This window comes from Arenibacter certesii DSM 19833 (genome assembly GCF_000429545.1).
Lineage (GTDB): Bacteria > Bacteroidota > Bacteroidia > Flavobacteriales > Flavobacteriaceae > Arenibacter > Arenibacter certesii.
This window is the reverse complement of record NZ_AUCB01000008.1, coordinates 74,304-98,463: the sequence shown is the minus strand read 5'-3', so window position 1 is coordinate 98,463 and position 24,160 is coordinate 74,304. Positions and strand designations below refer to the sequence as shown.

Here is a 24,160-nt window from a genome sequence, read left to right as displayed (position 1 = left end):
GTTTTGGGTGTTGAAAAATAAAATATTGTTAATATAGCAAAAAACAGGGTATATTCTAAGAATATAGCAATGTTTTAAAACCATTTCCTCGTAAATAACCCGGTTAGGGTCCTAGGACTAAAAGTAATGACAAACCTAATTTTTTGGTCGTACTGAGGTTGGGATATTTCCCAACCGTTGTTGGAGTAGATTGGGAAGTACAGCTCAAAATAATCGGTCAAGAGGTTTAGCCGTACCCCAGAATCGTATACGAACCGTTCGTTTAGCCCCCTGTTCTTTACCAAGCCAATATCACCATAAAGTTCTATCCACCTCCATACGTTGACACTAGAGTTTATAGTGGCCATCCAGTCATTGGCAAACGGGTTTTCAAATTTGGATTTAAATCCTCCTTCTGCCACAATAATTTGCTGACTATAAATTCCAGACCCTTCAGACCTACCCAGGTAATTGTAATCAAACAGATAATCTGTAGGCCTATCCAAAGAAAAACTGAAAAAGTTGCTATCACCCGGGGTCTTGTTGCTTATAAATTTTCCAGCGAAGAATCGTATATTAAATTGGGTGTTGTTTTGAAAAAGCTTACGATACTCCAATTCATAAGCCACTTTTGTAAAAACATTGGAATGCTGCGCATCTAGAGACCAAGAAAGATAATTTAAAATATTGTTGGTAGTATGGGTGTACTTTGCATTAAAGACATTGTAATCTGGATCTGTCTCTAGACCAGCACTCTCTAAGGTATTATCAATTGTTCTAAATACGTTTACAGACCTAAAAACCAATGAATTCCGTTTGTTTAATAACAAGTTGTCTGGCCTCCAGCCAAATCCAATTGATGGGCTAATAGTGGTGTAGCGTGAATTTCTTTGAAAATGAGAGGTAGATCCTCTAAGTGAGTAATTGGTAACGTATAGTCTTTTTTTTCCGTGGTACTGTCTGAAATTAAAATTTCCATAACCAACAAAAGTTTTTTCATTGGGGGCATAGGTAGGGGCAAAATCAAAAACGAAAGGCCGCTCTAATAAGGTTTTGTTATGGAGGCGTATTCCAGGGGATAGTCCGTCGTATTTATTGAAATTGAGTACCGGAACATAAAAAACCTGATTAAAATAAGGATCCTCTGCGTCCTTAAAGAACTGAAATTTCAGCCTTTTATTGCTAGAAAAGAATCCATTGAGTGATTTCCAATTATCTCGCTGGTTAAATTCTGGAATCGTCTGATCGTAATTTAGCACCAATCTCTCTTCCTTTTTTCTAGGGATATGGAAGGTTTTTTCATCTTTAATATTGGTGAACCAATATTTAGAGACTACAGAATCATTCTTAATTCCAAAAAGTGATATGGGTACATTTGTGCCTTGTTTGTTTCTTAAAGTTACCGATAATGAATCCTGAGTTTTAAGAACCTTGGTTATTTTAAAATCGATTTTCTTGGTAGTAGATACATATTCGTCAAAAAACCAATTGATATCCTTTTCAGAGTTTTCTACTACAATAAATTTAAAATCTGCTGCAGTGGACTCTTTCAGTCTATAGAATTCATAAAACTCCCTAACACTTTGATCTACGTTGCTTTTACCTGTATAATCTGCTAAATAGGCTAAACCTAATCCAGCCTTATATCTGTTTGCGATTTTTTGGTTGAATTTGATCAAGGAATCATTGGGGGTAGTCAATGCTTGATCAACATTTCTACGAGCAGATAACATATGCAGTAAGGGATATTGCTCGTTAAAACTCATTTCTGCCAAGTGAAAGCCACGTATACCCCAAATGTTCGATAGTTTTCCCAGTAGTTTTTGATCCGGATAATGTTTCATCACAAAATTTATCATTAGATAATTTGTGATGGCATCGGTTACCCATTTTTCTTTTCTTGGGTTTAGGAACATGGTTTCCTTAACAAGACTGTTTAGGGCAGTTTTTAAAAACTTCATTTCAAACTGAAACTGCTCCTCGTAGGGCCTTATGAATTTCGGTAATTGGTTTATTCCATATAGAGGATCCTTATTATAGTCCCATTCGCTAACGAGCAAATGTGGATGAGGAAAATCCCCTAAACTTTCCTGCAGGAATTTAGTAATTTTATTTATTGAAATTCCAGAGGATATTTCATCATATCTAATGGATTGTAGATCTGTAATTACCGTAAGCTCTGGTGTAATATGTTTGGTGAAACGTCTATTAGGACTAATAATTAATTCCCCACTTTTTTGATCTGATCCGAGCAGGGTAATTTGTTGTTTATTTTCAAATATCGACTTTTGTGATTCGTGAAAATTGGAAACCACGTATAAATCCTTTGGTAAAGTGAATTCTATGGAAGTATTGGTAATTACCGTGTACAGATCTTCCAAATTTTTATTGGAATACAAGTGCCACTCTCCATCATATACTGCGGGAGTTAAATACCAGTCTTTAAGAAAGTATTCCCTATTGCTACTAAAACCATAGGGGGTAAACTTATTGGGAGGTAGTTTAACCTTATAGGTGATAAATAATTTAATAGCGGACTTCGGTGGCAAGGGATGGTTAAGATCTATCTTAACGAGGTCTCGCCCAGAATTATAGTTCCAAGCTAATCCTTTTTGTTCGTGATCTACCGCGCTTATTATTTTAGTATGTCCCCGTTCTTCCTCCGTTGCCAGGTGTAGGCTTTTTTTAAACTCCTCGGCAAACCTTTTGGCCAATACCGTATTCTTGTCGGCATAGGCATTGGCCCAATCATTAAAATATATACTATTTAAGGTGTCCTGGGATTGATTGTAATATTTGAGTTCTTGTTGGATAATAATTTCCTTTAATTCCTCATCCAATGCAGCAGTAATCTTATTGCTGTGTTGGGAATAACCAAGTTTAGCCCACAACAAAACGATTAGGGTTAGGATAAAAAGGTTGTTTTTCAACAATTTTTTCAAGTAAAATGGATTTTAGAAGTTTGGGGTAAGTAGGTTGCCTTTGTAAAATGCATCTATAATATCTACTACTTCTTCCTCAGAATCCACAATTTGAACTAAATCTAGATCGTTTGGACTAATATTTCCAACTTTAAGTAAAGAGCTTTTAATCCAATCGAGCAATCCGCCCCAAAACTCCGTCCCTACCAAAATAATTGGAAATTTTTCAATTTTATTGGTCTGTATAAGGGTAATGGCCTCGAATAGCTCATCTAATGTGCCAAAGCCACCTGGCATTACCACAAATCCTTGAGAATACTTTACGAACATCACCTTACGAACAAAGAAATAATCGAAATCCAAACTTTTATCGCTATCAATATAAGGGTTGTCGTGCTGTTCAAAGGGCAAGTCTATATTTAATCCCACCGATGTGCCACCAGCTAAATGGGCTCCTTTATTTCCTGCCTCCATAATTCCTGGACCCCCTCCCGTGATAATTCCATAACCAGCTTCAGAAATACTTCTAGATACCCTAACGGCAAGTTCATAATATGGATCTCCTGGTTTGGTACGTGCAGAGCCAAAGATGGAAACACAAGGACCAATAGCGCTCATTTTTTCAAAACCGTTTACAAATTCACCCATTATTTTAAAAAGGGCCCATGAATCATTGGTCTTAATCTCGTTCCATCCCTTGTGATGCTGTTCTTTTCTCATAATATATCGTAAATCTTTTATTTTAAACTCTGCTAAATGTGCTAAAAATTCTTTCTCCGTCCAAAATTAAGTTGGGTATGGCAATTTTGCTGATACCAAATCCACTAAAGTTACAAACCTAATTCTTTTCTCAGATACTTGGAAGTATGACTTTTTTTATCCTTTGCAACCTCCTCAGGAGTACCTTTTGCAACGACCATTCCACCACTTCTGCCACCTTCATAGCCAATATCCAAAATATGGTCCATCATTTTGATAACATCCATATTGTGTTCTATTACTAAAACAGTATTACCTTGGTCTACAAGCTTGTTTAAGACATTCATGAGCACTCTAATATCTTCAAAATGCAGCCCAGTTGTGGGTTCGTCTAAGATATAGAATGTATTTCCAGTATCTTTTTTCGATAATTCAGTGGCCAGTTTAATACGTTGTGCCTCTCCTCCAGATAGGGTGGTAGATTGCTGTCCTAGTGAGATATAACCTAATCCCACATCTTGTATTGTTTTAAGTTTTCTATGGATTTTAGGGATGTTTTCAAAAAATCCTACCGATTCATTAATGGTCATTTCCAAGACATCTGCAATAGACTTCCCTTTATATCTAATTTCTAGGGTTTCACGATTGAATCGTTTTCCGTTACATGTTTCGCAATCAACATACACATCTGGCAGAAAATTCATTTCTATAACCCGTAAACCTCCGCCTTTACAGGTTTCACAACGTCCGCCTGTAACATTAAAACTAAATCGCCCAGGCTTGTAGCCCCTAATTGCGGCTTCTTGGGTCTTAGCAAACAAAGCCCTAATTTCGCTAAATACTCCGGTATAGGTGGCAGGATTGGATCTTGGGGTCCTACCAATAGGAGATTGATTAATATCTATAACCTTATCTATATGCTCTAGGCCACTTATTTTTTTAAAGGGCATTGGTTCTTTTACCCCATTAAAATAATGAGCGTTCAAAATAGGATATAATGTTTCACTTATCAAGGTAGATTTTCCGCTTCCCGAAACCCCAGTTACCCCTATCATTTTTCCTAAAGGGAATTCAACTGAGATATTCTTAAGGTTATTGCCGGTACAACCGGTTAGTTTTATAGATTTACCATTGCCTGGCCTTCTAGATTTGGGAACCTCAATTTTCAGGTCCCCGTTTATATATGCTGCGGTAAGGGTATGTTGGTTTTTAAGCTCAGCCGGACTTCCTTGTGAAATTATTTCCCCACCGTGTTTCCCAGCCTTTGGACCAATATCTATAACATGGTCTGCACGCTCTATCATATCCCGGTCATGTTCTACTACAATCACGGAATTTCCTATATCCCTAAGTGATTCTAAGGATGTTATTAACCGTTCGTTGTCCCTTTGATGCAATCCAATGCTGGGTTCGTCTAAAATATAAAGCACCCCCACTAATTGCGAACCTATTTGGGTAGCTAATCTAATTCGTTGGGCCTCCCCACCAGATAAGGACTTGCTGCTACGGTTTAAAGAGAGGTAATTTAATCCTACATCCAATAAAAATTGGATTCTGCTCCTAATTTCTTTAATTATCTCTTCAGCAATCTTTAATTGATTTCCCGATAGTTTAGTTTCTAAATCCTTGAAAAATTTCGCTAGTTCGGAAATATCTAAATTGGATAATTGGGCAATGTTTCTGTCATCTATCTTAAAATTTAAAGATGCTTGTTTTAAACGAGTGCCCTCGCAGGTTGGACATTTAATTTTGTCCATATACTCTTTAGCCCATCTTTTGATAGAAGTGGTATTAGCTTCGTGGAACTGACTTTTTATAAAATGTGATATGCCTTCATAATCAATTTTATACTGTCTTTTTACACCTAGTGCCTTTGAGTCAACTTCAAAGCTCTCCTTGCCACCATATAACAATATTTTAATGGCTTCCTCAGAAATCTCAGAAATGGGGTCGTCTAGTTTAAAATTATAGCGTTGGGCAATGATCTCTATTTGTTTAAAGGCCCAAGACTTTTTATAAGGTCCTAATGGAGCGATGCCCCCAGCAGTAATCGATAATTTTCTATTGGGGAATATTTTGTTTTCGTTCACCTCATAAACATGTCCCAAGCCATTGCAATCGGGGCACATTCCTTTGGGAGAATTAAATGAAAAGGTATTTGGTTCTGGGGAGGGATAGGAAATACCTGTTGTGGGGCACATTAAATCCCTGCTGAAATAGCGGGGCTCTTCAGTGCCTTCCTCTAAAATCATTAATATATTGTCTCCACTGTACATAGCGGTATTGATACTCTCGGAAATACGCTTGTCCAATTCAGGACTGGGTGTAATTTTAAGTCGGTCTATGACAATTTCAATGTCATGGGTTTTGTAACGATCCACTTTCATGCCCTTTACAATATCCTTTATTTCGCCGTCTATTCTTACTTTAACAAACCCTTGTTTGGCAATTTGTTCAAAGAGTTCCCTATAGTGTCCTTTTCTGGACCTAATTACGGGCGCTAGAATATTAATCCTTTTGTCTTCGTAAGTTGTTATAATGAGGTCCTTTATCTGCTCATCATCGTAACTTACCATTTTCTCCCCAGTATTGAAACTGTAGGCGTCGCTGGCTCTAGCGAACAACAATCTAAGAAAGTCATATATTTCTGTGATGGTGCCTACTGTAGATCGTGGGGATTTAGAAGTAGTTTTCTGCTCAATAGCGATTACAGGAGAAAGTCCGTCTATTTTATCGACGTCGGGACGTTCCAATCCTCCTAAAAATTGTCTTGCATAAGCCGAAAAGGTTTCAATATATCTTCGTTGCCCTTCTGCATAAATGGTGTCGAAGGCCAAGGAGGATTTGCCACTGCCGGAAAGACCGGTAATTACAACTAGTTTTTCCCTAGGGATAGTAACATCTATATTTTTTAGGTTATGTACCCGGGCTCCCTGAACCTCAATATTTTCTTCGTATGCCATCATTTTTGTCATCAATGCGCGAAGTTACGATATTGACCTTTAAAAATGAAGACGGCAGAATTTAGTTTTTTGTTATTTAATGGCTTAGCTATAAATTAGCGAGATTAATTTAAAATAATATTATATGCAGCTTTTAGGAATAGGATCACGAATCCTTCATAAGGAATTAGGCAAAGGGGTAGTCACCAATGTAACCTCCAAACATTATTGGATTACATTTATGGATAGTGGACTTGAAACAATTGATATTGATTCAGATTTTGAAGTTATTGAAGCCTTGGAAAGTGAGGTAGATTCTATAAGTTTTTCTGAAGTTGAACAATCTTTAATAGGGATACTTAGAAGATGGAGCGATGCCAGTTCGGTAACACCCATAGCAGATAAATGGAAGGGTGGGTCTTTAGTGTTAATGCCTGGGGAAGCCAATTTGTCGGAAAAGAAAATTCCAATTGATACTTTTTTTCATAAAATTGTTATGGTACGAGATCGTATAAGGGTGATGGAGCAGAAAATTAATAGTAGTTCTAATTTGGACGATCAAGAAAAAATTGATTTGCAACAATACATTACCCGTATTTATGGTAGCTTAACTACTTTTAATGTCTTGTTTAAGAATCAAAGCGATAATTTTGTAGGAGAGAAAAGTAAATAGATCCATCAAAAAATATCCTGAAACCTAGTGTCTATATAGTCGCTTAAATTATAATTTTACGCTGTTTGGTAAAAGTTGCCAATCGTCTTTTGGTGAAATTTAGGCTATAACTTAGACCAATGTCTTACATTTTTTAGACGGCAGTTTTTTGACTGTAAAAGTGAGCTGCGTGGGAAGTAATGTGGTGAGCAATTAGCTCGGTGGTGATCAAGGGTTGTATAGTTGTGTTGGATAGTGGCCCAGAAGTATGGATGTGGGAAAGATCTAACTTAATGATCTGTGTTGTTTCTAGGTCATAATAAATGGCATAGCGTCTTTTAAGATCGTAGATCACAAACTCCTTATGCGGAAATTTTGATCGGTAGTATTTGGATATCAATGGTAATACATCGTAATGAGGAGAGACAGCAGAAAAATAAATATCATCTTGGGAAACTCTGAATTTCGCGATTGACTCTATTCGGAGTTTCTCCCTAGATACCATGCCTGCATACTGGTACAGTTTTATTCTAATGGCATGCAATTCTTCCGATTCGTCTTCAGAGGAAGTAATGTAAAGGGAACAGATGTATTTATATAGCTGTATTTCAATACCCTTGGTTTCGCTCAAAAAAGAAAAATAGATTGTTTTGACCGCAACATTATTTTTTTTCTGTATCCCGGTCCATACACGTCTGGCCTTATTTATATCCGTAAAAACTGTCTCTACTTCTGTAAAGAGGCCTTTTTGAGACTTTTCGATTTTCTGAATATCTATTACTCTTAATTTCGATTCGAAGGCCCGGTATACCGCACATAAGAATCCATTTAAACTTCCATCATATCGTAAAATTTTTACATTTTCCATATTTAATCGAATAAACTAATTTGTATATAGGTTTTAATTTCTGCCTTTTTAGGTTTGGATGTTCTACGTCTTTTTACTATAGATTCTCCATTACGCGGCTTATGTAGGGCAAAGGGTTCATCTCCAATTGCAGAAAACGCTAATTGGCTTAATTTTAGGTGTAGCTCATCAATAGTCATAATTAACATGATTTGTAATTAATCCAAATATATGGAATATTTCCTAATTATGGAAATAATCCAATATAATTTTTGGATATACTCCAAAACACGTATATTTGAATCTGTCAATTGATTATTCCAATTTAGCGCTTGGGATATTATTTGGCATTGTAATTTAAACTTTGGAATATGAACGATAACTTAGAGATTGCAGTCAAACGTTTTACAGAAGTACGTAGGGAACTTGGATTTACACAAGCAGAATTCGCTAAGCTATTAGGGGTTTCCAATACCACCGCTGATATAGAGCGAGGTAGAACTAAATTATCAGGAACTGTAGTTGCCCAGTTGCTTAAGCAATTTAATGTAAATCCGCTTTGGTTGTATGGAGATAGTATTCAAAGACACTTATCTACTTCAAACAGTAGTGTTATGCCAAAAGTAGTAACCGTAGATTCATCGGACAATGAGAATATGGTATTGGTAAATGCAAAAGCTGCTGCGGGATATCCTCAAAATATTCAAGACACAAGTTGGTATAGGCAGCTTCCCGCATTCGATATACCGCTTCCGGAATTTAGAAATGCTACCTATCGGGGCTTCCAAGTAGAGGGGGACAGTATGTTGCCAAATTTACGCCCTGGGGAATGGGTGTTGGCTAAAGCAGTGGAAGGGTTACAGGACATTAGCCCAAATAAAATCTACGTAGTGGTTCTGCAAGATGCCGTCTTAGTAAAGAAATTGGAGAAATCCCCGGATCCTACTGAAATCTACCTAATCTCCATTAATGAGAATTATCCACCCTATCGAGTTAAGACTAATGAGTTGCAAGAACTGTGGCAAGTGGGAAGTAAAATAACCTTTGGCGTAGATGCTACTTCAGAAAGTGGACTGTTGAGGCAATTGCAGGAATCCATGGAGGAGTTAAAAAGCCAGATTAGAAGGGTGAATAATTAGCAATTAATGGTGTAGGTATTGTTAAAATTTTTAGAAAACCAAGATTGTAATTTTGTGGTAAACACTAAAGTTCACCACAAAACTGGATGGTTACACAACAATATTGTAGCTTTATAACCAACTAGAACTTATTTTTAATCCCGATTAAAGATCCCAAATCTTATCATTTCACATATATTTAAAGGCACTGCAATTTATTTGTATTGCCTTTTTTATTGATTGTTCTAGTATAGAAAGATCAATACTATATGGAGTAATGCGATAATCTAAATTGCCAATTATTTAAATGGTATGACGAAGTTGTTCGCACCTATATAAATAGATAGTAAAGCGAATAGTGTGCACCATACTATTTAATTGCAAAAAAAAAACATGCTATAGTGTTGAAATACTTAAAATTAACCTTCCCATTTTTTGATTTAATTGTGGCAACAATACAGGTTATTTTACGTTGGATTATAAACTTAATTTGTACATCTTTACTGTTAGCCAGAATTAGCATAGAATATAGATGGGATAAATAACTATGAAGCACAACTATACAACGAATAATTTCTTAATAAAAATGCTGATGGTAAGTGTCCTGTACTCCTTGAGTCTATGGGGCGCCTTGGCACAAAAGGAGGTTGTGGAGCCCAATATTCTTCAGGAATTTCAGAGTATGCAAATCGCTGAAGACAAATTTCAACATTTCTTTAATACCGCTAATCGTTATAAAGATAACTCTGCCTATGATTGGCAGGCTATGGTAAATAAGTATCATAAGGATGCTCAGCTGATCAATGATTCATTAAGTGTATTGAAATATGAGATAATGCAGGCGCAGTTGTTTTATGATATAGGAGATTTCAGTAAAAGTGTAGCCATTGCTAACGAATTATACGACAAGTGGGAAGCTATGGACTTAGAGTCCAAAAGGATTATTTTGGACTTGATAGACAACAATTATGCAAAGCTAGGTCTTTATGATCGCCAATTTGAGATAAGGAATAAAAAAAGAGAATTAGGACTTTCCGAAAAGGTAGTTTTTTATGACATCTACTCCAATCTAGGCCTTCATAGAAAGGCGATGGACGATTACATTAAGGAGATGTTGAAAACAGTGGGCGAGTTCGATTATTATGGGCAAGCAGAATATCATAGTAATGTGGGGACCTATTTATTTTTAGATATGTCTACGCCTACCGCACTTACCTACTATAAAAAAGCCGAGAGCTTTATTAACATATATTTAAATGATATTACTAGACAAAAAACTGAACAGGAAATAGAAAAAGGCAATTTGCTAAAGGCAATTATTCAGGGAAATATAGGTAAATGTTATGCGCTCTTGAAAGAGTTTGATCTTGCCATTCCTCTGTTAGAAACTTCCATTGCTGCTCTAGAAGAATATAATTCAGGATATTCCTCTAATGAGTTGATGGTAAATACCTTGGAGTTGTCCGACTGTTACCTGCAAAAGGAAAAGTATGACAAGGCAAAGAATTTGCTACTAAAGGTAGTAGCTCCTACGAATATTGAAAATGCCATTAGAAGAAATGGATTGTTGGCTGCATATTTCGCTAAAACCAGTGATTATAAAAGTTCTGTAGATTATTTAAAAAGAAATGTGCGAATAAATGATTCATTGGTTAAAAATGAATCTTCAATGAAAAAACAGCAGTTGGCCGCTGTAGCTGGACAGGAAATTGAATACTCTAAAAAAATGATGGAGGAGCAAAAACTGGATCTGGATAAATCTAAAATTGACCTCCTAGCAAAGGAAGAACGAATAAATATTGTATTTATCTCTTTAATATTCACTCTTTTAGGATTTGCCGGATTAGTGTATGCATATATAAAAAGTATTAAAAATCAACGACTTATTGAGAATCAGAAAGAGATTATAGAAGCTTCATTAGTAGAAAAAGATTCGCTTCTAAAAGAAATACATCACAGGGTAAAAAATAATTTACAAATGGTATCTAGTCTACTTAGTCTGCAGACAAAAAATACTAGGAGCAAAGCTGCAATACAGGCGCTTGAGGAAGGGAAGAGCAGGGTTAAGGCAATGGCATTGATTCATCAAAAGTTGTATCAAAACGAAGATCTTTCCGTAATTGAAATGCAGGGATATATAGAAAGCCTAATAAATAGTGTGCAATCTGTATACAAAAAGGGAGGTCATAATATTAATATAATCATAGATGCAGAAGGCGTGGAATTGGATATCGATAGGGCCATACCTTTTGGACTTATATTAAACGAATTGGTTTCTAACTCCTTTAAATATGCATTCCCGGATGAACTAAGGAAAGATTCAGGAGAAAAGATAACTATCTATTTGAGTAAAAATGCCGAGAAAGGCTATTTTGAATATTCTGATAATGGAGTAGGCTTACCCGATGAAACCGATACAAATCACAATGGTTCTATGGGAATACGCCTTATGAATCGATTGGTTAATCAACTGCAATCCACCCTAAATGTCGATAAAACTTCAGAAGGTGTTCGTTATTGGTTCAATTTTAAATAACTTTGGGTTAAAACTAGTTCTATATGCAAATTACATTTTTAGGTCATGCTTCCCTATTAATAACCGTAGGAGGGAAGACACTTTTGGTGGACCCATTTATATCTGGAAACGAAAAAGCGAATGGGATAATAAATATAAATGATCTTAATCCCGATTATATTCTGATTACTCATGCACATCAAGACCATATCTTGGATGTTGAAGCTATAGCTAAGAGGAGCAAAGCGGTTGTAGTCAGTAATTTTGAAATAGCCTCATATTACGAGGATAAAGGTATCGCCATTCACCCCATGAACCATGGTGGTAGTTGGAGCTTCGATTTTGGGGATTTAAAATATGTGAACGCTATCCATACTTCTTCTTTTCCCGATGGCTCCTATGGGGGGCAGCCAGGAGGCTTTATATTAAGTTCGGAAAATAAGCATATCTATATTGCCGGGGATACGGCCTTATCCATGGATATGAAACTGATACCGTTATTTGCAAAATTGGATCTAGCTATTTTACCCGTCGGGGATAATTTCACCATGGGTCCCAAAGACGCAGTTATAGCAGCAGACTTTGTAGACTGTAATAAGGTTTTGGGATATCACTTCGATACCTTTGGCTTCATAGAAATAGACCATGAAAAGGCAATAAAAACTTTCGCCGATGCGGGGAAGGAGCTTGTTTTATTGAATATAGGGGAGAATTTGGATATATAATTAGCGTACCGGACTCTTTAAAACCATTCGGTGTAAAAGCTTGGGAAAAAAGCGTTTTACATATACGCCCATTATTTCCCGCTTACCAATATAGGCTTCAAACTTCTTGTTTTGTATTGCCCTCACCATTTTATTTGCAAATTTCTCTGGGGACATTCCATTCTGGGTAGCATTGTCATTCTCTTTTTGGGGTGTTCCCGAAGCGGTGAGCGCATTTCTGGCTACCTCGGTATTTATAAATCCTGGACAGATCAGTGTAACACTTATATTGTCTTTGGCATGCTCCATTCTAAGGGCATCAAAAAAACCGTGCAACGCGTGTTTGGCTCCACAATAACCAGACCGATAGGGAGAGCTAAACTTGCCCATTAGACTGGTTACAGTAACAAAGTGACCTTGCTTTTGGCTTACAAAATGGGGGAGTACGGCTTTGGTCAAAGCAATGGTTCCCATATAATTTAAATCCATAAGCCTTTGATAGACGCATATCTCCGTATCTATAATTAGTGAGCGTTGACTTATTCCTGCATTGTTGATTAAAATGTCAATTGAGCCATAAATTCTTAGCGCTTTATCCACTTGAATGGGCATTAAACTAAGTTCCTCCAAATCTAGAGGGAGTACCTCAATATTTTCCGAATTAGAGCAACTTCTTTTTACTTTGTGGAGTTGTTCTTTGTTTCTAGAAGATATAATTAATTTATGGCCTTCCTTGCTAAGCGATGACGTTAGCGCTTTGCCTAGTCCGGAGGAGGCTCCTGTGATCCAAATGATCTTATTTTCGTTTGTTGCCATTTTATCAGATTAAAAAGAAAAAGATAGTTAAATTTGGCCTTATTGATTATGAAAGCTACTTATAAAAAATATATTCTGGAGTTTAAAAGACCCAGCGGCACTTCTAGAGGAATAATGACCCAAAAAGAAACCTGGTTTCTTATTTTGGAAAATAACGCCCGTTTCGCAATTGGTGAATGTGGCATCTTAAGAGGGTTAAGTATTGACGATGTTCCTAATTATGAGGAGAAACTAAGATGGACCTGTGATCATATACATCTAGGGAAAGAAAAACTTTGGGAAGCACTTATTGATTATCCTAGTATACAATTCGGAGTGGAGCAAGCGTTTCTATCGCTTAATGCCAAAGATATGTTCTCTCTATATCCTTCGGAATTTACAAAAGGAGATATGGTAATTCCCATAAATGGCTTGGTGTGGATGGGGAATGAGGAGTTTATGCACCAGCAAATAAAACAAAAGCTAGACGAGGGTTTTCGTTGTATTAAAATGAAGATCGGAGCGATTGAGTTTGAAAAGGAATTATCAATATTAGCTTCTATACGAGAAGCCTATGATCAAAACCAAATCGAATTAAGAGTTGACGCCAACGGTGCGTTTTCGCCTTCCGAGGCTATGGAGAAGTTACATCTTTTGGCGCCTTTTGATATTCATTCTATAGAACAGCCAATTAAAGCAGGCCAAGCTGCAGCGATGAAAGAGTTATGTAGTAATACCCCAGTCCCAATTGCCTTGGATGAAGAACTTATTGGGGTTAGCGATGTAACAAACAAAGAAAAATTGCTACAAACTATACAACCGCAATATATAATCTTAAAGCCAAGTTTGGTAGGCGGATTTATAGGAAGTGAAGAGTGGATTTCTGTTGCAGATAAATTCAATATTCAATGGTGGGTAACCAGTGCCCTAGAAAGTAATATTGGGCTAAATGCTATTGCACAGTGGACATATACTTTACAAAACAACCTGCCTCAGGGTCTAGGTACCGGTGGGCTATATACCAATAATTTTACTAGCCCGTTAAAGGTTAAAAATGGTCATTTGGGATATGCAAAAAATATAAATTGGGAAGAAAAGTTATTGAAAAAAATATGTATATAGAACAGGGATATAAAGGAAATCATGATTCTTGGAGGTATTTAGTTGGCGTCTTATTAATTTTTGTGGGTTGGCAGGTAATTGGAATGATTCCACTTATGGTTGCCTTAGTTGTCAAATCCATAGGATCCGGAACGATGCCCATGGATATAGGGGGAATGTCCGAGCTACTAGGAAGTAATATGTTTTTATTTCTGATGTTACTATCTTTTGCTTTTGGATTGCTGGCAACTTTTATTACCGTAAAATTTTTACACAAACAAACGATTGTAGCGCTAACTACTAGCAGGAGTAAGATAGATTGGAAGAGGGTGTTTTATGCCTTCGGGATATGGGCTGTAATTACGCTAGTGATATTAGGTATCGATGTTTTCCTTTCCCCAGCGGATTATGAACTCAATTTTAAACTGGGACCATTTTTAATCCTTTGTGCTATATCTATTTTTTTTATTCCCTTACAGACTAGTTTTGAGGAATATTTTATGCGTGGATATCTAATGCAAGGTATTGGCCTTTTGGCAGGAAATAGATGGATACCCTTGGTTATTACCTCCTTAATTTTTGGACTGTTGCATCTATTTAATCCCGAAGTGGAAAAATTAGGGTATGGCATTATGGTCTATTATATAGGGACTGGATTTTTCTTGGGAATAATAACTTTAATGGACAAAGGACTAGAACTTGCTATTGGTTTTCATGCCGCTAATAATTTACTTACTGCTTTATTAGTTACGGCAGATTGGACCGCCTTTCAGACAGAATCAATATATAGAGATGTGTCCGAACCTGTACTGGGGTGGGATGTATTTGTCCCGGTATTAGTGATTTATCCTATCCTTATATATGTGTTTTCTAAAAAATATGGCTGGAGCAATTGGAAAGAGCGACTATCCGGAAAGGTTATGTCGAAGGAGGAATTTCTATCACTAGAAGAAAATGGAGTTAACTTATAAATTTATTCACCCTAAGTTTAAATTCAACGGGAACCATTACGATTATCAGGAGCTTTTAGAGCTAGCATATAGCTTAGTTAAAGAAGGCGAAGATTATGAGATGGCCATTGGAGATTTTCTGTTGGATTGGCTTGATGGTTCTAAAACCGTACATGTGAGTACCTCTGGTTCTACGGGTGTTCCTAAAATAATTCCCTTGCAAAAAAATCACATGGTCAATTCTGCATTGGCTACAGGTGAATTTTTTAAAATGAAGGCAGGAACAAAAGCACTACATTGTTTGCCCACTAGTTTTATTGCGGGTAAAATGATGTTAGTTAGGGCTATAGTGCTGGGATGGGATTTACAGTGTGTAGTACCCAATTCCCATCCAATGGATTTGGCTAAGGGATATTACGATTTTGTGGCTATGGTACCACTACAGGTAGAAAATTCCCTTACGAGTATAGATCAAATTGACACCCTAATCGTTGGTGGAGCACCCATGTCGGGTAAATTAATATCTAAAATGGCCTCAATTTCTACGGTAGTATTCGAAACGTATGGAATGACGGAAACCATTACCCATATAGCTGCTAAAAGAATAAATGTTGCCCAGGAAAACAATATTCATAATGAAAGTAGTTTAAACTTTAATGCGCTACCCGAGGTTGCATTCTCTAAGGACCATAGAGGATGTTTAGTTATAGAGGCCCCACATATTTCTGATGTTGTTGTAGTAACAAACGATCTAGTAAACCTAATTTCCAATACGGAATTTGAGTGGTTGGGACGATACGATAATGTGATTAATTCTGGAGGCCTAAAATTAATCCCCGAGCAAATAGAAACCCAATTGGCTACAATAGTAACGAATAGGTTTTTTGTTACTGGGATTACAGATGCCACCTTGGGACAAAAATTAATTCTTGTGGTGGAAGGACAGGTAGACAGTTCTTCCTTATTAAAGGATATTAAATCCATGAATTCCCTTAATAAATATCAAATTCCTAAGGAAATTTACACCCTCCCCAAGCTTATAGAAACAGGAAGTGGTAAAGTAAATAGGGCAGAATCGCTACGAGCTTTGGGACTAAATTAAAGTATTCTGGATTCAGTAAACGGTAATCCATAGCTGGTCGCCAATAATCGGTAATCAACGGGTAGTGGGTCAGTATTGGGTATTCGGTAAAAGGTCTTCAGTAGGGCGGTAACCATTAAGATTTAAAGTTTTATTATTGATATGGTTGCTTTTTCTTGCATTATACTTTCAAATCATCAAATCATCAAATTGATACATATTCACATTAACGACATTGGTTCATTTTCAAATTAATATTATTGCTTTCGGTAATTGGCACATTTTCACATTACTTCATTCTACATTACATCCATTACACCTGAATCACACCTAAATTAAAGGGTTTCTCTATAGGAGCGTGGTTGGCGGCTTCAATACCCATAGAAATCCATTTTCGGGTTTCCAAGGGATCAATTACCGCGTCTGTCCACAACCTCGAGGCAGCGTAATAGGGAGAGATTTGATGGTCGTAACGTTGTTTTATTTTATTGAAAAGTTCCTCTTCTTTTTCTGGGGTAATTTTTTCTCCTTTTTTCTTTAGAGACGCTGTTTCTATTTGCAATAATACTTTTGCTGCAGAATTTCCGCTCATCACAGCTAATTCTGCACTAGGCCAGGCTACAATCAACCTAGGGTCGTAAGCCTTTCCGCACATAGCGTAATTCCCAGCACCGTAACTGTTCCCTATAACAATGGTAAATTTAGGCACAACGGAATTACTTACTGCATTCACCATTTTAGCCCCATCCTTAATAATACCGCCATGCTCGCTCTTGCTGCCTACCATAAATCCTGTCACATCCTGTAAAAATACAAGGGGAATTTTCTTTTGGTTGCAATTGGCAATAAATCGGGTGGCCTTATCTGCAGAATCGGAGTAGATTACACCCCCAAATTGCATTTCTCCTTTTTTTGTTTTCACCACTTTACGTTGGTTGGCTACGATTCCTACTGCCCATCCATCTATGCGGGCATATCCGGTAAGTATCGATTTTCCGTAGCCTTCCTTATATTGTTCAAACTCCGAATCATCTACCAAGCGTTTAATAATTTCTAGCATATCATACTGTTCGGATCTAGATTTGGGAAGTATACCATAAATGTCCTTCTCCTTCTCCTTTGGCCTATGGGATGCTGTTCTATTATAACCAGCCTTGTTAAAGTCCCCAATTTTATCAACAATATTTTTTATGGTCTCCAATGCATCCTTATCGTCCTTTGCTTTGTAGTCTGTTACTCCGCTAATTTCACAATGCGTGGTAGCGCCACCTAGGGTTTCGTTGTCAATTACTTCTCCAACAGCGGCTTTTACTAAATAGCTTCCAGCCAAAAAAATACTACCAGTTTTATCAACTATCAATGCTTCATCGCTCATTATGGGCAAGTAGGCACCCCCAGCTACGCAGCTACCCATTACCGCTGCAATTTGGGTAATTCCCATACTGCTCATAATGGCATTATTTCTAAAGATCCTTCCAAAGTGTTCTTTGTCGGGGAAAATTTCGTCCTGCAAAGGAAGATACACACCGGCACTATCTACCAAATAAATGATGGGAAGGCGATTTTCCATGGCGATTTCCTGTGCCCGTAAATTCTTTTTAGCAGTTATAGGAAACCAAGCGCCCGCTTTTACTGTAGCATCATTTGCTACAACAATACATTGTTTCCCTTTCACGTATCCAATTTTTACAATGACCCCTCCAGAAGGACATCCACCATGTTCCTCATACATTCCCTCCCCTACAAAAGCGCCGATTTCTATACTATCCGAACCCTCATCCAAAAGGAAATCTATACGCTCTCTAGCACTCATTTTTCCAAGGGCATGTTGTTTTTCCAAGCGCTGTTTACCTCCACCAATTTTTACTTTGGCTAGTTTGCGCTTTAATTCTGAAAGTAATAGTTTATTGTAGTCTTCGTTTTTGTTGAAGTTGATATCCATGTAGTAGTGGGTTTACTTTGCGCCCTAAAGATAAGGAGTTATATTTATTAACTTAAATTAAATAATTGTCATTAATTTCATTTTCCATAATAGATGGATTCGCTTATTAATGTAAGGGCGCTGTGAATTAAGGATTTTGAGGATGCGTGTTATTTTGTTTTGAGATGAAAAATTCAAGATAGTAAGTAGTATAAAATGCAGAACAACGTTTAAATTTTTAAAAATAAAATGGGTAAAAAAATTAGATGGGGAATTTTAGGTTTGGGCAATATTGCAAATTCTTTTGTTAAGGACTTAGCATTGGTTAACGATGCTGAGATCGCTGCAGTAGCTTCCAGAAGTATTGAGAAAGCTAAATTATTCGCTAAAGAATACCAAGTGCCCTTAGCATTTGGGAGCTATGAAGAGCTTTTAGAATGCAAGGATGTGGATATAGTCTATATTGCCACTCCGCACAGTTTCCATGCTAATTTATCTATTATGGCGATGGATTATGGAAAACATGTGCTCTGTGAAAAACCTATGGGTATAAATAGGGAGGAGGTTGAAAAAATGTTAACATCGGCAAAGAAAAATAAGGTGTTTTTAATGGAGGCGCTTTGGAGTAGGTTCAATCCTGCCATACGCAAGGTAAAATCATTGGTTGAAGCTGGGGAAATTGGTAATGTCACCTATTTACATGCCGATTTTGCTTTTTATGCGATGGATAGGGATCTGCAAGGCCGCGTTTTAAATCCAAAATTGGGGGGAGGATCACTTTTAGATATCGGTATTTACCCAATTTTTCTGGCGTATCTCCTTTTAGGAAAGCCTAATGAGGTCATATCTACCTCCAGTTTTCATGCAAATGGTGCCGAGATCCAAACTTCCATGATTTTTAAATATCCAGAAACCCATGCTGTATTATATTCTGGATTTACTGGTAAATCAGCCATGATGGCGCAGATATCAGGAGAAAAAGGGACTATTACTATTCCTAATAGATGGCACCAAGCCCAAGGATATAGGGTGCATAAAGAAGACGTTGAGGAAGCGTTTGAATTGCCCACCCAAGGAAAGGGGTATTTTTATGAAATTAAAGAAGTGCACGCCTGTCTTGCAGCGGGGAAATTAGAAAGCAATCTTTGGAGCCATCAAAATAGCTTAGATCTTATCGGATTAATAGATACGGTGCGAGGTCAAAATGGGATACGCTTTTCATAGTAGGAATAAAGTGCATTTTGACAGATATAATCTTATAAAAATTACGATATTTGACCTTCTACAAATTAAACCAAATTTAATATGGGAATGAATAAGAATACGGTGCTTGCATGGGCAACCTTTATAATGATAATAGTAGGGCTTGCACTTATCGCATTGGGTGCATTTAGGTACGATGATGTTGCCGGTTGGGGCTTTGCCTCGGTTGGGATCGGTTTTTTTGCCATTGCATGGGTATTTAATGCACTTAAGGGCAGGGTGTAGCTTATTTTAACAAGCAAAAACACCTTTTGGATTATAGAGGCATTGGTTATATACGGTATAATAAAAGGAGTTGATAGGATGGTTAACTAAATTGCTGGAATAGTTTTTCAGTGTCCAACTTAAGAGTAGTGCACAAGATTTTCTTTATAACCAAATGCCAATCGGGATAGCCCCTCTAATAATTTAAGAAAATCCAATGCTACATTTGGTCTTGAATAATAGATTCAAAGCAACGCAGTAGAGCCATTATAAAAATTTTGAATCCTAAGGATAAGTGTCCTAAGAATAATAATTTAACAATTAATACGAAAATTAAGATATGTCAGACGATAAGAAAGTAATATTTTCCATGTCTGGGGTAACCAAAACCTATAAGACTGCTAATACCCCAGTATTAAAGAATATTTATTTGAGCTTTTTTTATGGAGCTAAAATTGGAATTTTAGGGCTTAACGGTTCGGGTAAATCTACCCTATTGAGGATTATTGCTGGTGTGGATAAAAATTTCCAGGGTGATGTAGTTTTTTCTCCGGGATATAAAGTAGGATATCTAGAACAAGAGCCACAACTAGACGAGAATAAAACCGTCTTGGAGGTGGTAAAGGAAGGTGTTGCAGAGACCGTTGCAATATTGGACGAATATAATAAGATCAACGATATGTTCGGTCTTCCAGAGGTGTACGAAGATGCAGATAAGATGCAAAAACTAATGGATCGTCAGGCCGTACTTCAGGATCAGATAGATGCTAGCAACGCATGGGAATTAGATACAAAATTGGAAATTGCGATGGATGCCTTGCGTACCCCGGATTCCGATAAAAAGATTGGTATCCTCTCTGGAGGCGAGCGTAGACGTGTTGCCTTATGTAGATTGTTATTGCAGGAACCAGAAATCTTATTGTTAGATGAGCCAACTAACCACTTGGATGCGGAATCCGTACATTGGTTAGAGCATCATTTAGCAGCATACAAAGGTACGGTGATCGCAGTAACTCACGATAGGTACTTTTTGGATAATGTGGCAGGATGGATCTTGGAGCTAGATCGCGGAGAAGGAATTCCGTGGAAAGGAAATTATTCTAGTTGGTTAGACCAGAAGTCGAAACGTATGGCTCAGGAAAGCAAGACAGCTTCCAAACATCAAAAGGTACTGGAAAGGGAGCTAGATTGGGTAAGACAGGGTGCTAAAGGTCGACAGACAAAGCAGAAAGCCCGTTTGCAGAACTATGATAAATTATTGAGCCAAGACCAAAAACAACTGGACGAAAAGTTGGAAATATATATCCCTAACGGTCCTAGATTGGGAACCAATGTTATTGAGGCCCAGGGAGTAAGTAAGGGGTATGGGGATAAATTGTTATATGAAGACCTCAACTTTAAACTTCCGCAAGCTGGTATAGTGGGGATTATAGGACCTAACGGGGCGGGTAAAACCACTATCTTCCGTATGATCATGGGAGAAGAAACTCCGGATAAGGGTGTGTTTATGGTCGGAGAAACAGCTAAAATAGCCTATGTGGATCAAAGTCATTCCAATATTGATCCAGAAAAAACGATTTGGCAAAATTTTAGTGATGAGCAAGAGCTTATCCTAATGGGAGGGAGACAGGTAAATTCTAGGGCTTATTTAAGTCGATTTAATTTCTCTGGAAGTGAACAGAACAAAAAAGTAAGTATGCTTTCAGGGGGGGAGCGAAACCGTTTGCACCTTGCTATGACCTTGAAGGAAGAAGGAAACGTATTGCTCTTAGATGAGCCTACTAACGATTTGGACGTAAATACCCTACGTGCGCTGGAAGAAGGATTGGAAAACTTTGCGGGCTGTGCAGTGGTTATTTCCCACGACAGATGGTTTTTAGATAGAATATGTACCCATATTCTTGCCTTTGAAGGGGATTCACAGGTTTATTTCTTTGAAGGATCATTCTCTGAATATGAAGAAAATAAAAAGAAACGACTAGGAGGAGACCTTGTTCCGAAGCGTCTAAAGTATAAGAAGTTGATTCGATAAATTGTAATTACTATAGCACTAAATCCGCCTTCACCTTTAACTGGTGTATGGCGGATTTTTTTTTCTATTGGTAAATTTAATAATCCTCCCTAGGGTACCAATCTAATTGTACGACTTCTATATCTGGTCTTTCTTTTTTAATTAATTCATTAAATAAGGTTACATCGCTTACATCTGGTTTGCCACGGTAGTGATAGGGGTAGACCTGTTTGGGTCTAAATTCTAGTACCGCATCAGCAGCACTTTCAACAGTCATCGTATAGGGAAGGTTCATACATATAAAAGCCTTATCAATATGTGAAAGTCCTCTCATTTCAGGGATATCTTCGGTATCTCCGGAGAAATAAATGCGTTGGTTGTTTTTACTGATTACATAACCATTGCCCCTGCCTTTAGGATGAAAGTCTTTTGCCTCTTCTCTTAAATTATACATTGGAATGGCCTCAACATTAATTCCAAAACGTTCTTTTTGGTCTCCATTGTTTAATATATCAATTTGTGGTGTAAATTTTTCTGGCAGTTTTTCGGCCACCGCCTGAGGAAGGATTATTTTAGATTTCTGGGTATTTAAAGCCTCTAGGGTCTCTAAGCTAAAATGATCCCCATGAATATCGGTGATGAGTATTAAATCTGGTTCGGGAACATCATTATAATAGTCTATTTTCCCAACTGGGTCTATATAGATGGTTATATCGTCCATTATGAGGACCGCCGATGCATGCTCAATGGGAATAATTTCGATATCAACAACTGGGTCTTCCTTGCTTGCTACAGTTTCGTTTATTAATGTGGAGGCAGATTTAGACTTTTCCTTACAGCCTAAAATAAGAACTGTGCTTAATACTAGTATTGCTCTAAATAGATGGATAACATTCATATTCTTGTATATTTAGGTTAAAACCAATTCCATTTTAATATCACTTCTGCTATAAGGCAAATTTTCTTCTAACAGAATTTCCTTAAACCCATGCTTTTTATACATGTAGATGGCGTTTTCCAAGAGGGTGTTGGAATATAATATAATCTTTTCCCATTTGTTCCGTTGACCAACCTCAATGGCATGTTTTAATAGAGTTTGACCTATTTTTAATCCTTGATAGGTAGGGTCAACTGCCATTTTACTTAATTCATATTGCCTATGATGGTAAGGTAAAAGCGCATAACAACCAACAATATCCCCATTATATCGGGCAAAATAAATATATCCGCCTTTATTGATTATATTAGCTTTAGAATCCGATAATACCTTACTATCATTTAGTTCTAGAGAGAAGTACTTTTTTAACCATGCTTCATTCAACATCCTAAAACTATCAATATGCTCGGAATTATTGGATTCAAAAGATACAATTTCTAGGGACATGGTGTTTGATGTTAATTTATATTAAGTAAAGATAAGCATCTTAATATTTTAGCAATAAATTATTTTTAATGCTAAAAAAATCCAAGAATGAAACTATTTCGTATATAGTACTGATACAAACAAACATTAGAGTTAATCAAAAGAATTATTTAACATTTTAAATTATGACTGAAACAAAAAGCAATAACGGATTGAAAGTTATAGCCGGATTACTAGCGGTAATCTTACTAGGTGTAATTATCTACACTGTAAGTCTTTATCAGGATAAACAAAAGAATACTGCTTTACTGACTAAAGAAAAAGAATTGGTGGTTGAAGACCTTACCAGTTTGAAATCTGAATACGATAAAGCAATTTTAGAAAGCAATGCTACTAATGAAGAATTAGTTAGCGCTAGGGATAATATAGCAAAATATATTGATTCCGTAAAAACCATGAAATCTGATATTGCTAGCTTATACAGATATAGAAAACAAGTAGGTATACTTACCAAAGAACGAGAGCAGTTACTGAGAAAGGTAGATTCTCTAACCAGATCCAATACTTTTTTAGCCATGCAAAGGGACAGTACTTATGTAGAATTAGAAAAACAAACTGTTTTTAATGATTCTTTGGTTGTCCAGAATACCCAATTGGCGGATGTAGTTGAAAAAGGATCTACTTTAAACCTTTCTAAGTTTAGTGTAGATGCGGTAAAAGAAAGAAATAGTGGTAAGCTAGTTTCTACTTCAAGGGCTAGGGCTACAGATAAATTAAAAGTTTGTTTCACTGTTGCTGATAATGTTATTGCACAAGCAGGTGATAGACAGTTTTTCATTGAGGTGTTAGATCCACAAGGAAATGTTTTGGGAGTTAGCTCTTCCCAGACTGCTGATTCTGGGGCATCTGTAACCTACAGCAAGAGTACCGACTTTTATTATGAGAACCGCGCTTTGGATGTATGTGATTTTATAGATAAGCCTGCCGGAGATTTTCAAAAAGGAAATTATATGGTTAATGTTTATGACAATAGTTTAAAGCTATTGGGAACTTCCAAGTTTGAATTAAAATAACACACCCTACCATATACAATT

At 36.9% G+C, this 24,160-nt stretch carries 20 protein-coding genes; 11 read left to right on the top strand and 9 right to left on the bottom strand.

Going from position 1 to position 24,160, the window contains the following annotated elements:
* Positions 1–74 precede the first annotated feature (74 nt).
* The 3 genes from G466_RS0104925 to uvrA all read right to left on the bottom strand — a co-directional run bounded on the left by G466_RS0104925 (position 75) and on the right by uvrA (position 6,565).
* A complete protein-coding gene (locus G466_RS0104925) occupies positions 75–2,921 on the bottom strand; it encodes a gluzincin family metallopeptidase (RefSeq protein ID WP_026812656.1) in 2,847 nt (948 codons plus the stop codon).
* 12 nt (positions 2,922–2,933) lie between these two features.
* Positions 2,934–3,620, bottom strand: coding sequence for an LOG family protein (locus G466_RS0104920; protein ID WP_026812655.1), 687 nt, complete (start codon positions 3,618–3,620; stop codon positions 2,934–2,936).
* A 110-nt stretch (positions 3,621–3,730) separates the two neighbouring features.
* Positions 3,731–6,565, bottom strand: coding sequence for an excinuclease ABC subunit UvrA (gene uvrA, locus G466_RS0104915; RefSeq protein WP_026812654.1), 2,835 nt, complete (start codon positions 6,563–6,565; stop codon positions 3,731–3,733).
* A gap of 121 nt (positions 6,566–6,686) precedes the next feature.
* Here uvrA and G466_RS0104910 point away from each other — a divergent pair, with 121 nt between their 5' ends.
* Complete coding sequence (locus tag G466_RS0104910) at positions 6,687–7,214, top strand: hypothetical protein (RefSeq protein ID WP_026812653.1); 528 nt, start codon at positions 6,687–6,689, stop codon at positions 7,212–7,214.
* Positions 7,215–7,347: 133 nt separating this feature from the next.
* On the opposite strand, the gene G466_RS21455 is transcribed toward G466_RS0104910, so the two are convergent.
* On the bottom strand, positions 7,348–8,061 hold the full coding sequence (locus tag G466_RS21455) for a TIGR03915 family putative DNA repair protein (protein WP_051315527.1): 714 nt from the start codon (positions 8,059–8,061) through the stop codon (positions 7,348–7,350).
* Positions 8,062–8,063: 2 nt separating this feature from the next.
* Positions 8,064–8,240 (bottom strand): hypothetical protein, encoded by a 177-nt coding sequence (locus G466_RS23760; protein ID WP_157373808.1) that lies wholly within the window; start codon positions 8,238–8,240, stop codon positions 8,064–8,066.
* Positions 8,241–8,411: 171 nt separating this feature from the next.
* Here G466_RS23760 and G466_RS0104895 point away from each other — a divergent pair, with 171 nt between their 5' ends.
* The 3 genes from G466_RS0104895 (at position 8,412) to G466_RS0104880 (ending at position 12,398) form a co-directional block, all read left to right on the top strand.
* Positions 8,412–9,179: an XRE family transcriptional regulator gene (locus tag G466_RS0104895; protein WP_026812652.1), complete on the top strand. Its 768-nt coding sequence runs from the start codon at positions 8,412–8,414 to the stop codon at positions 9,177–9,179.
* Positions 9,180–9,705: 526 nt separating this feature from the next.
* Positions 9,706–11,694: a histidine kinase dimerization/phosphoacceptor domain -containing protein gene (locus G466_RS0104885; RefSeq protein WP_026812651.1), complete on the top strand. Its 1,989-nt coding sequence runs from the start codon at positions 9,706–9,708 to the stop codon at positions 11,692–11,694.
* A gap of 23 nt (positions 11,695–11,717) precedes the next feature.
* Complete coding sequence (locus G466_RS0104880) at positions 11,718–12,398, top strand: metal-dependent hydrolase (RefSeq protein WP_026812650.1); 681 nt, start codon at positions 11,718–11,720, stop codon at positions 12,396–12,398.
* Here G466_RS0104880 and G466_RS0104875 read toward each other — a convergent pair whose 3' ends face one another.
* Positions 12,399–13,193: an SDR family oxidoreductase gene (locus G466_RS0104875; protein ID WP_026812649.1), complete on the bottom strand. Its 795-nt coding sequence runs from the start codon at positions 13,191–13,193 to the stop codon at positions 12,399–12,401.
* Between the two features lie 48 nt (positions 13,194–13,241).
* Here G466_RS0104875 and G466_RS0104870 point away from each other — a divergent pair, with 48 nt between their 5' ends.
* The 3 genes from G466_RS0104870 to G466_RS0104860 are packed head-to-tail and all read left to right on the top strand — an operon-like array spanning position 13,242 to position 16,325.
* Complete coding sequence (locus tag G466_RS0104870) at positions 13,242–14,294, top strand: o-succinylbenzoate synthase (protein ID WP_026812648.1); 1,053 nt, start codon at positions 13,242–13,244, stop codon at positions 14,292–14,294.
* Positions 14,258–15,244: a CPBP family intramembrane glutamic endopeptidase gene (locus G466_RS0104865; RefSeq protein WP_308427495.1), complete on the top strand. Its 987-nt coding sequence runs from the start codon at positions 14,258–14,260 to the stop codon at positions 15,242–15,244. Before G466_RS0104870 ends, G466_RS0104865 begins: the two co-directional genes overlap by 37 nt.
* On the top strand, positions 15,228–16,325 hold the full coding sequence (locus G466_RS0104860; protein ID WP_026812646.1) for an AMP-binding protein: 1,098 nt from the start codon (positions 15,228–15,230) through the stop codon (positions 16,323–16,325). Before G466_RS0104865 ends, G466_RS0104860 begins: the two co-directional genes overlap by 17 nt.
* 292 nt (positions 16,326–16,617) lie before the next feature.
* On the opposite strand, the gene G466_RS0104855 is transcribed toward G466_RS0104860, so the two are convergent.
* Entirely contained in the window at positions 16,618–18,246 is a 1,629-nt protein-coding gene (locus G466_RS0104855; RefSeq protein WP_026812645.1) for an acyl-CoA carboxylase subunit beta, read from the bottom strand.
* A gap of 228 nt (positions 18,247–18,474) precedes the next feature.
* Between G466_RS0104855 and G466_RS0104850 the strand changes: the two genes are divergently transcribed.
* The 3 genes from G466_RS0104850 (at position 18,475) to ettA (ending at position 21,724) form a co-directional block, all read left to right on the top strand.
* A complete protein-coding gene (locus G466_RS0104850; RefSeq protein ID WP_026812644.1) occupies positions 18,475–19,449 on the top strand; it encodes a Gfo/Idh/MocA family protein in 975 nt (324 codons plus the stop codon).
* Positions 19,450–19,530: 81 nt separating this feature from the next.
* Positions 19,531–19,713, top strand: coding sequence for a CAL67264 family membrane protein (locus G466_RS0104845; RefSeq protein WP_026809274.1), 183 nt, complete (start codon positions 19,531–19,533; stop codon positions 19,711–19,713).
* 319 nt (positions 19,714–20,032) lie between these two features.
* Positions 20,033–21,724, top strand: coding sequence for an energy-dependent translational throttle protein EttA (gene ettA, locus G466_RS0104840; protein ID WP_026812643.1), 1,692 nt, complete (start codon positions 20,033–20,035; stop codon positions 21,722–21,724).
* Positions 21,725–21,800: 76 nt separating this feature from the next.
* Here ettA and G466_RS0104835 read toward each other — a convergent pair whose 3' ends face one another.
* Positions 21,801–22,601 (bottom strand): MBL fold metallo-hydrolase, encoded by an 801-nt coding sequence (locus G466_RS0104835; protein WP_026812642.1) that lies wholly within the window; start codon positions 22,599–22,601, stop codon positions 21,801–21,803.
* 12 nt (positions 22,602–22,613) lie between these two features.
* Entirely contained in the window at positions 22,614–23,087 is a 474-nt protein-coding gene (locus G466_RS0104830) for a GNAT family N-acetyltransferase (protein WP_026812641.1), read from the bottom strand.
* 164 nt (positions 23,088–23,251) lie between these two features.
* On the opposite strand from G466_RS0104830, the gene G466_RS0104825 reads away from it, so the two are divergent.
* Positions 23,252–24,139, top strand: coding sequence for a hypothetical protein (locus tag G466_RS0104825; protein WP_026812640.1), 888 nt, complete (start codon positions 23,252–23,254; stop codon positions 24,137–24,139).
* Positions 24,140–24,160: the final 21 nt, after the last annotated feature.

Coding starts and splice junctions, on each gene's coding strand:
- G466_RS0104875 (WP_026812649.1), bottom strand. CDS start 13,193: ATGGCAACAAACGAAAATAAGATCATTTGGATCACAGGAGCCTCCTCC.
- uvrA (WP_026812654.1), bottom strand. CDS start 6,565: ATGATGGCATACGAAGAAAATATTGAGGTTCAGGGAGCCCGGGTACAT.
- G466_RS0104885 (WP_026812651.1), top strand. CDS start 9,706: ATGAAGCACAACTATACAACGAATAATTTCTTAATAAAAATGCTGATG.
- G466_RS0104870 (WP_026812648.1), top strand. CDS start 13,242: ATGAAAGCTACTTATAAAAAATATATTCTGGAGTTTAAAAGACCCAGC.
- G466_RS0104860 (WP_026812646.1), top strand. CDS start 15,228: ATGGAGTTAACTTATAAATTTATTCACCCTAAGTTTAAATTCAACGGG.
- G466_RS0104845 (WP_026809274.1), top strand. CDS start 19,531: ATGGGAATGAATAAGAATACGGTGCTTGCATGGGCAACCTTTATAATG.
- G466_RS23760 (WP_157373808.1), bottom strand. CDS start 8,240: ATGACTATTGATGAGCTACACCTAAAATTAAGCCAATTAGCGTTTTCT.
- G466_RS0104895 (WP_026812652.1), top strand. CDS start 8,412: ATGAACGATAACTTAGAGATTGCAGTCAAACGTTTTACAGAAGTACGT.
- ettA (WP_026812643.1), top strand. CDS start 20,033: ATGTCAGACGATAAGAAAGTAATATTTTCCATGTCTGGGGTAACCAAA.
- G466_RS0104880 (WP_026812650.1), top strand. CDS start 11,718: ATGCAAATTACATTTTTAGGTCATGCTTCCCTATTAATAACCGTAGGA.
- G466_RS0104855 (WP_026812645.1), bottom strand. CDS start 18,246: ATGGATATCAACTTCAACAAAAACGAAGACTACAATAAACTATTACTT.
- G466_RS0104835 (WP_026812642.1), bottom strand. CDS start 22,601: ATGAATGTTATCCATCTATTTAGAGCAATACTAGTATTAAGCACAGTT.
- G466_RS0104825 (WP_026812640.1), top strand. CDS start 23,252: ATGACTGAAACAAAAAGCAATAACGGATTGAAAGTTATAGCCGGATTA.
- G466_RS0104910 (WP_026812653.1), top strand. CDS start 6,687: ATGCAGCTTTTAGGAATAGGATCACGAATCCTTCATAAGGAATTAGGC.
- G466_RS0104920 (WP_026812655.1), bottom strand. CDS start 3,620: ATGAGAAAAGAACAGCATCACAAGGGATGGAACGAGATTAAGACCAAT.
- G466_RS0104830 (WP_026812641.1), bottom strand. CDS start 23,087: ATGTCCCTAGAAATTGTATCTTTTGAATCCAATAATTCCGAGCATATT.
- G466_RS21455 (WP_051315527.1), bottom strand. CDS start 8,061: ATGGAAAATGTAAAAATTTTACGATATGATGGAAGTTTAAATGGATTC.
- G466_RS0104850 (WP_026812644.1), top strand. CDS start 18,475: ATGGGTAAAAAAATTAGATGGGGAATTTTAGGTTTGGGCAATATTGCA.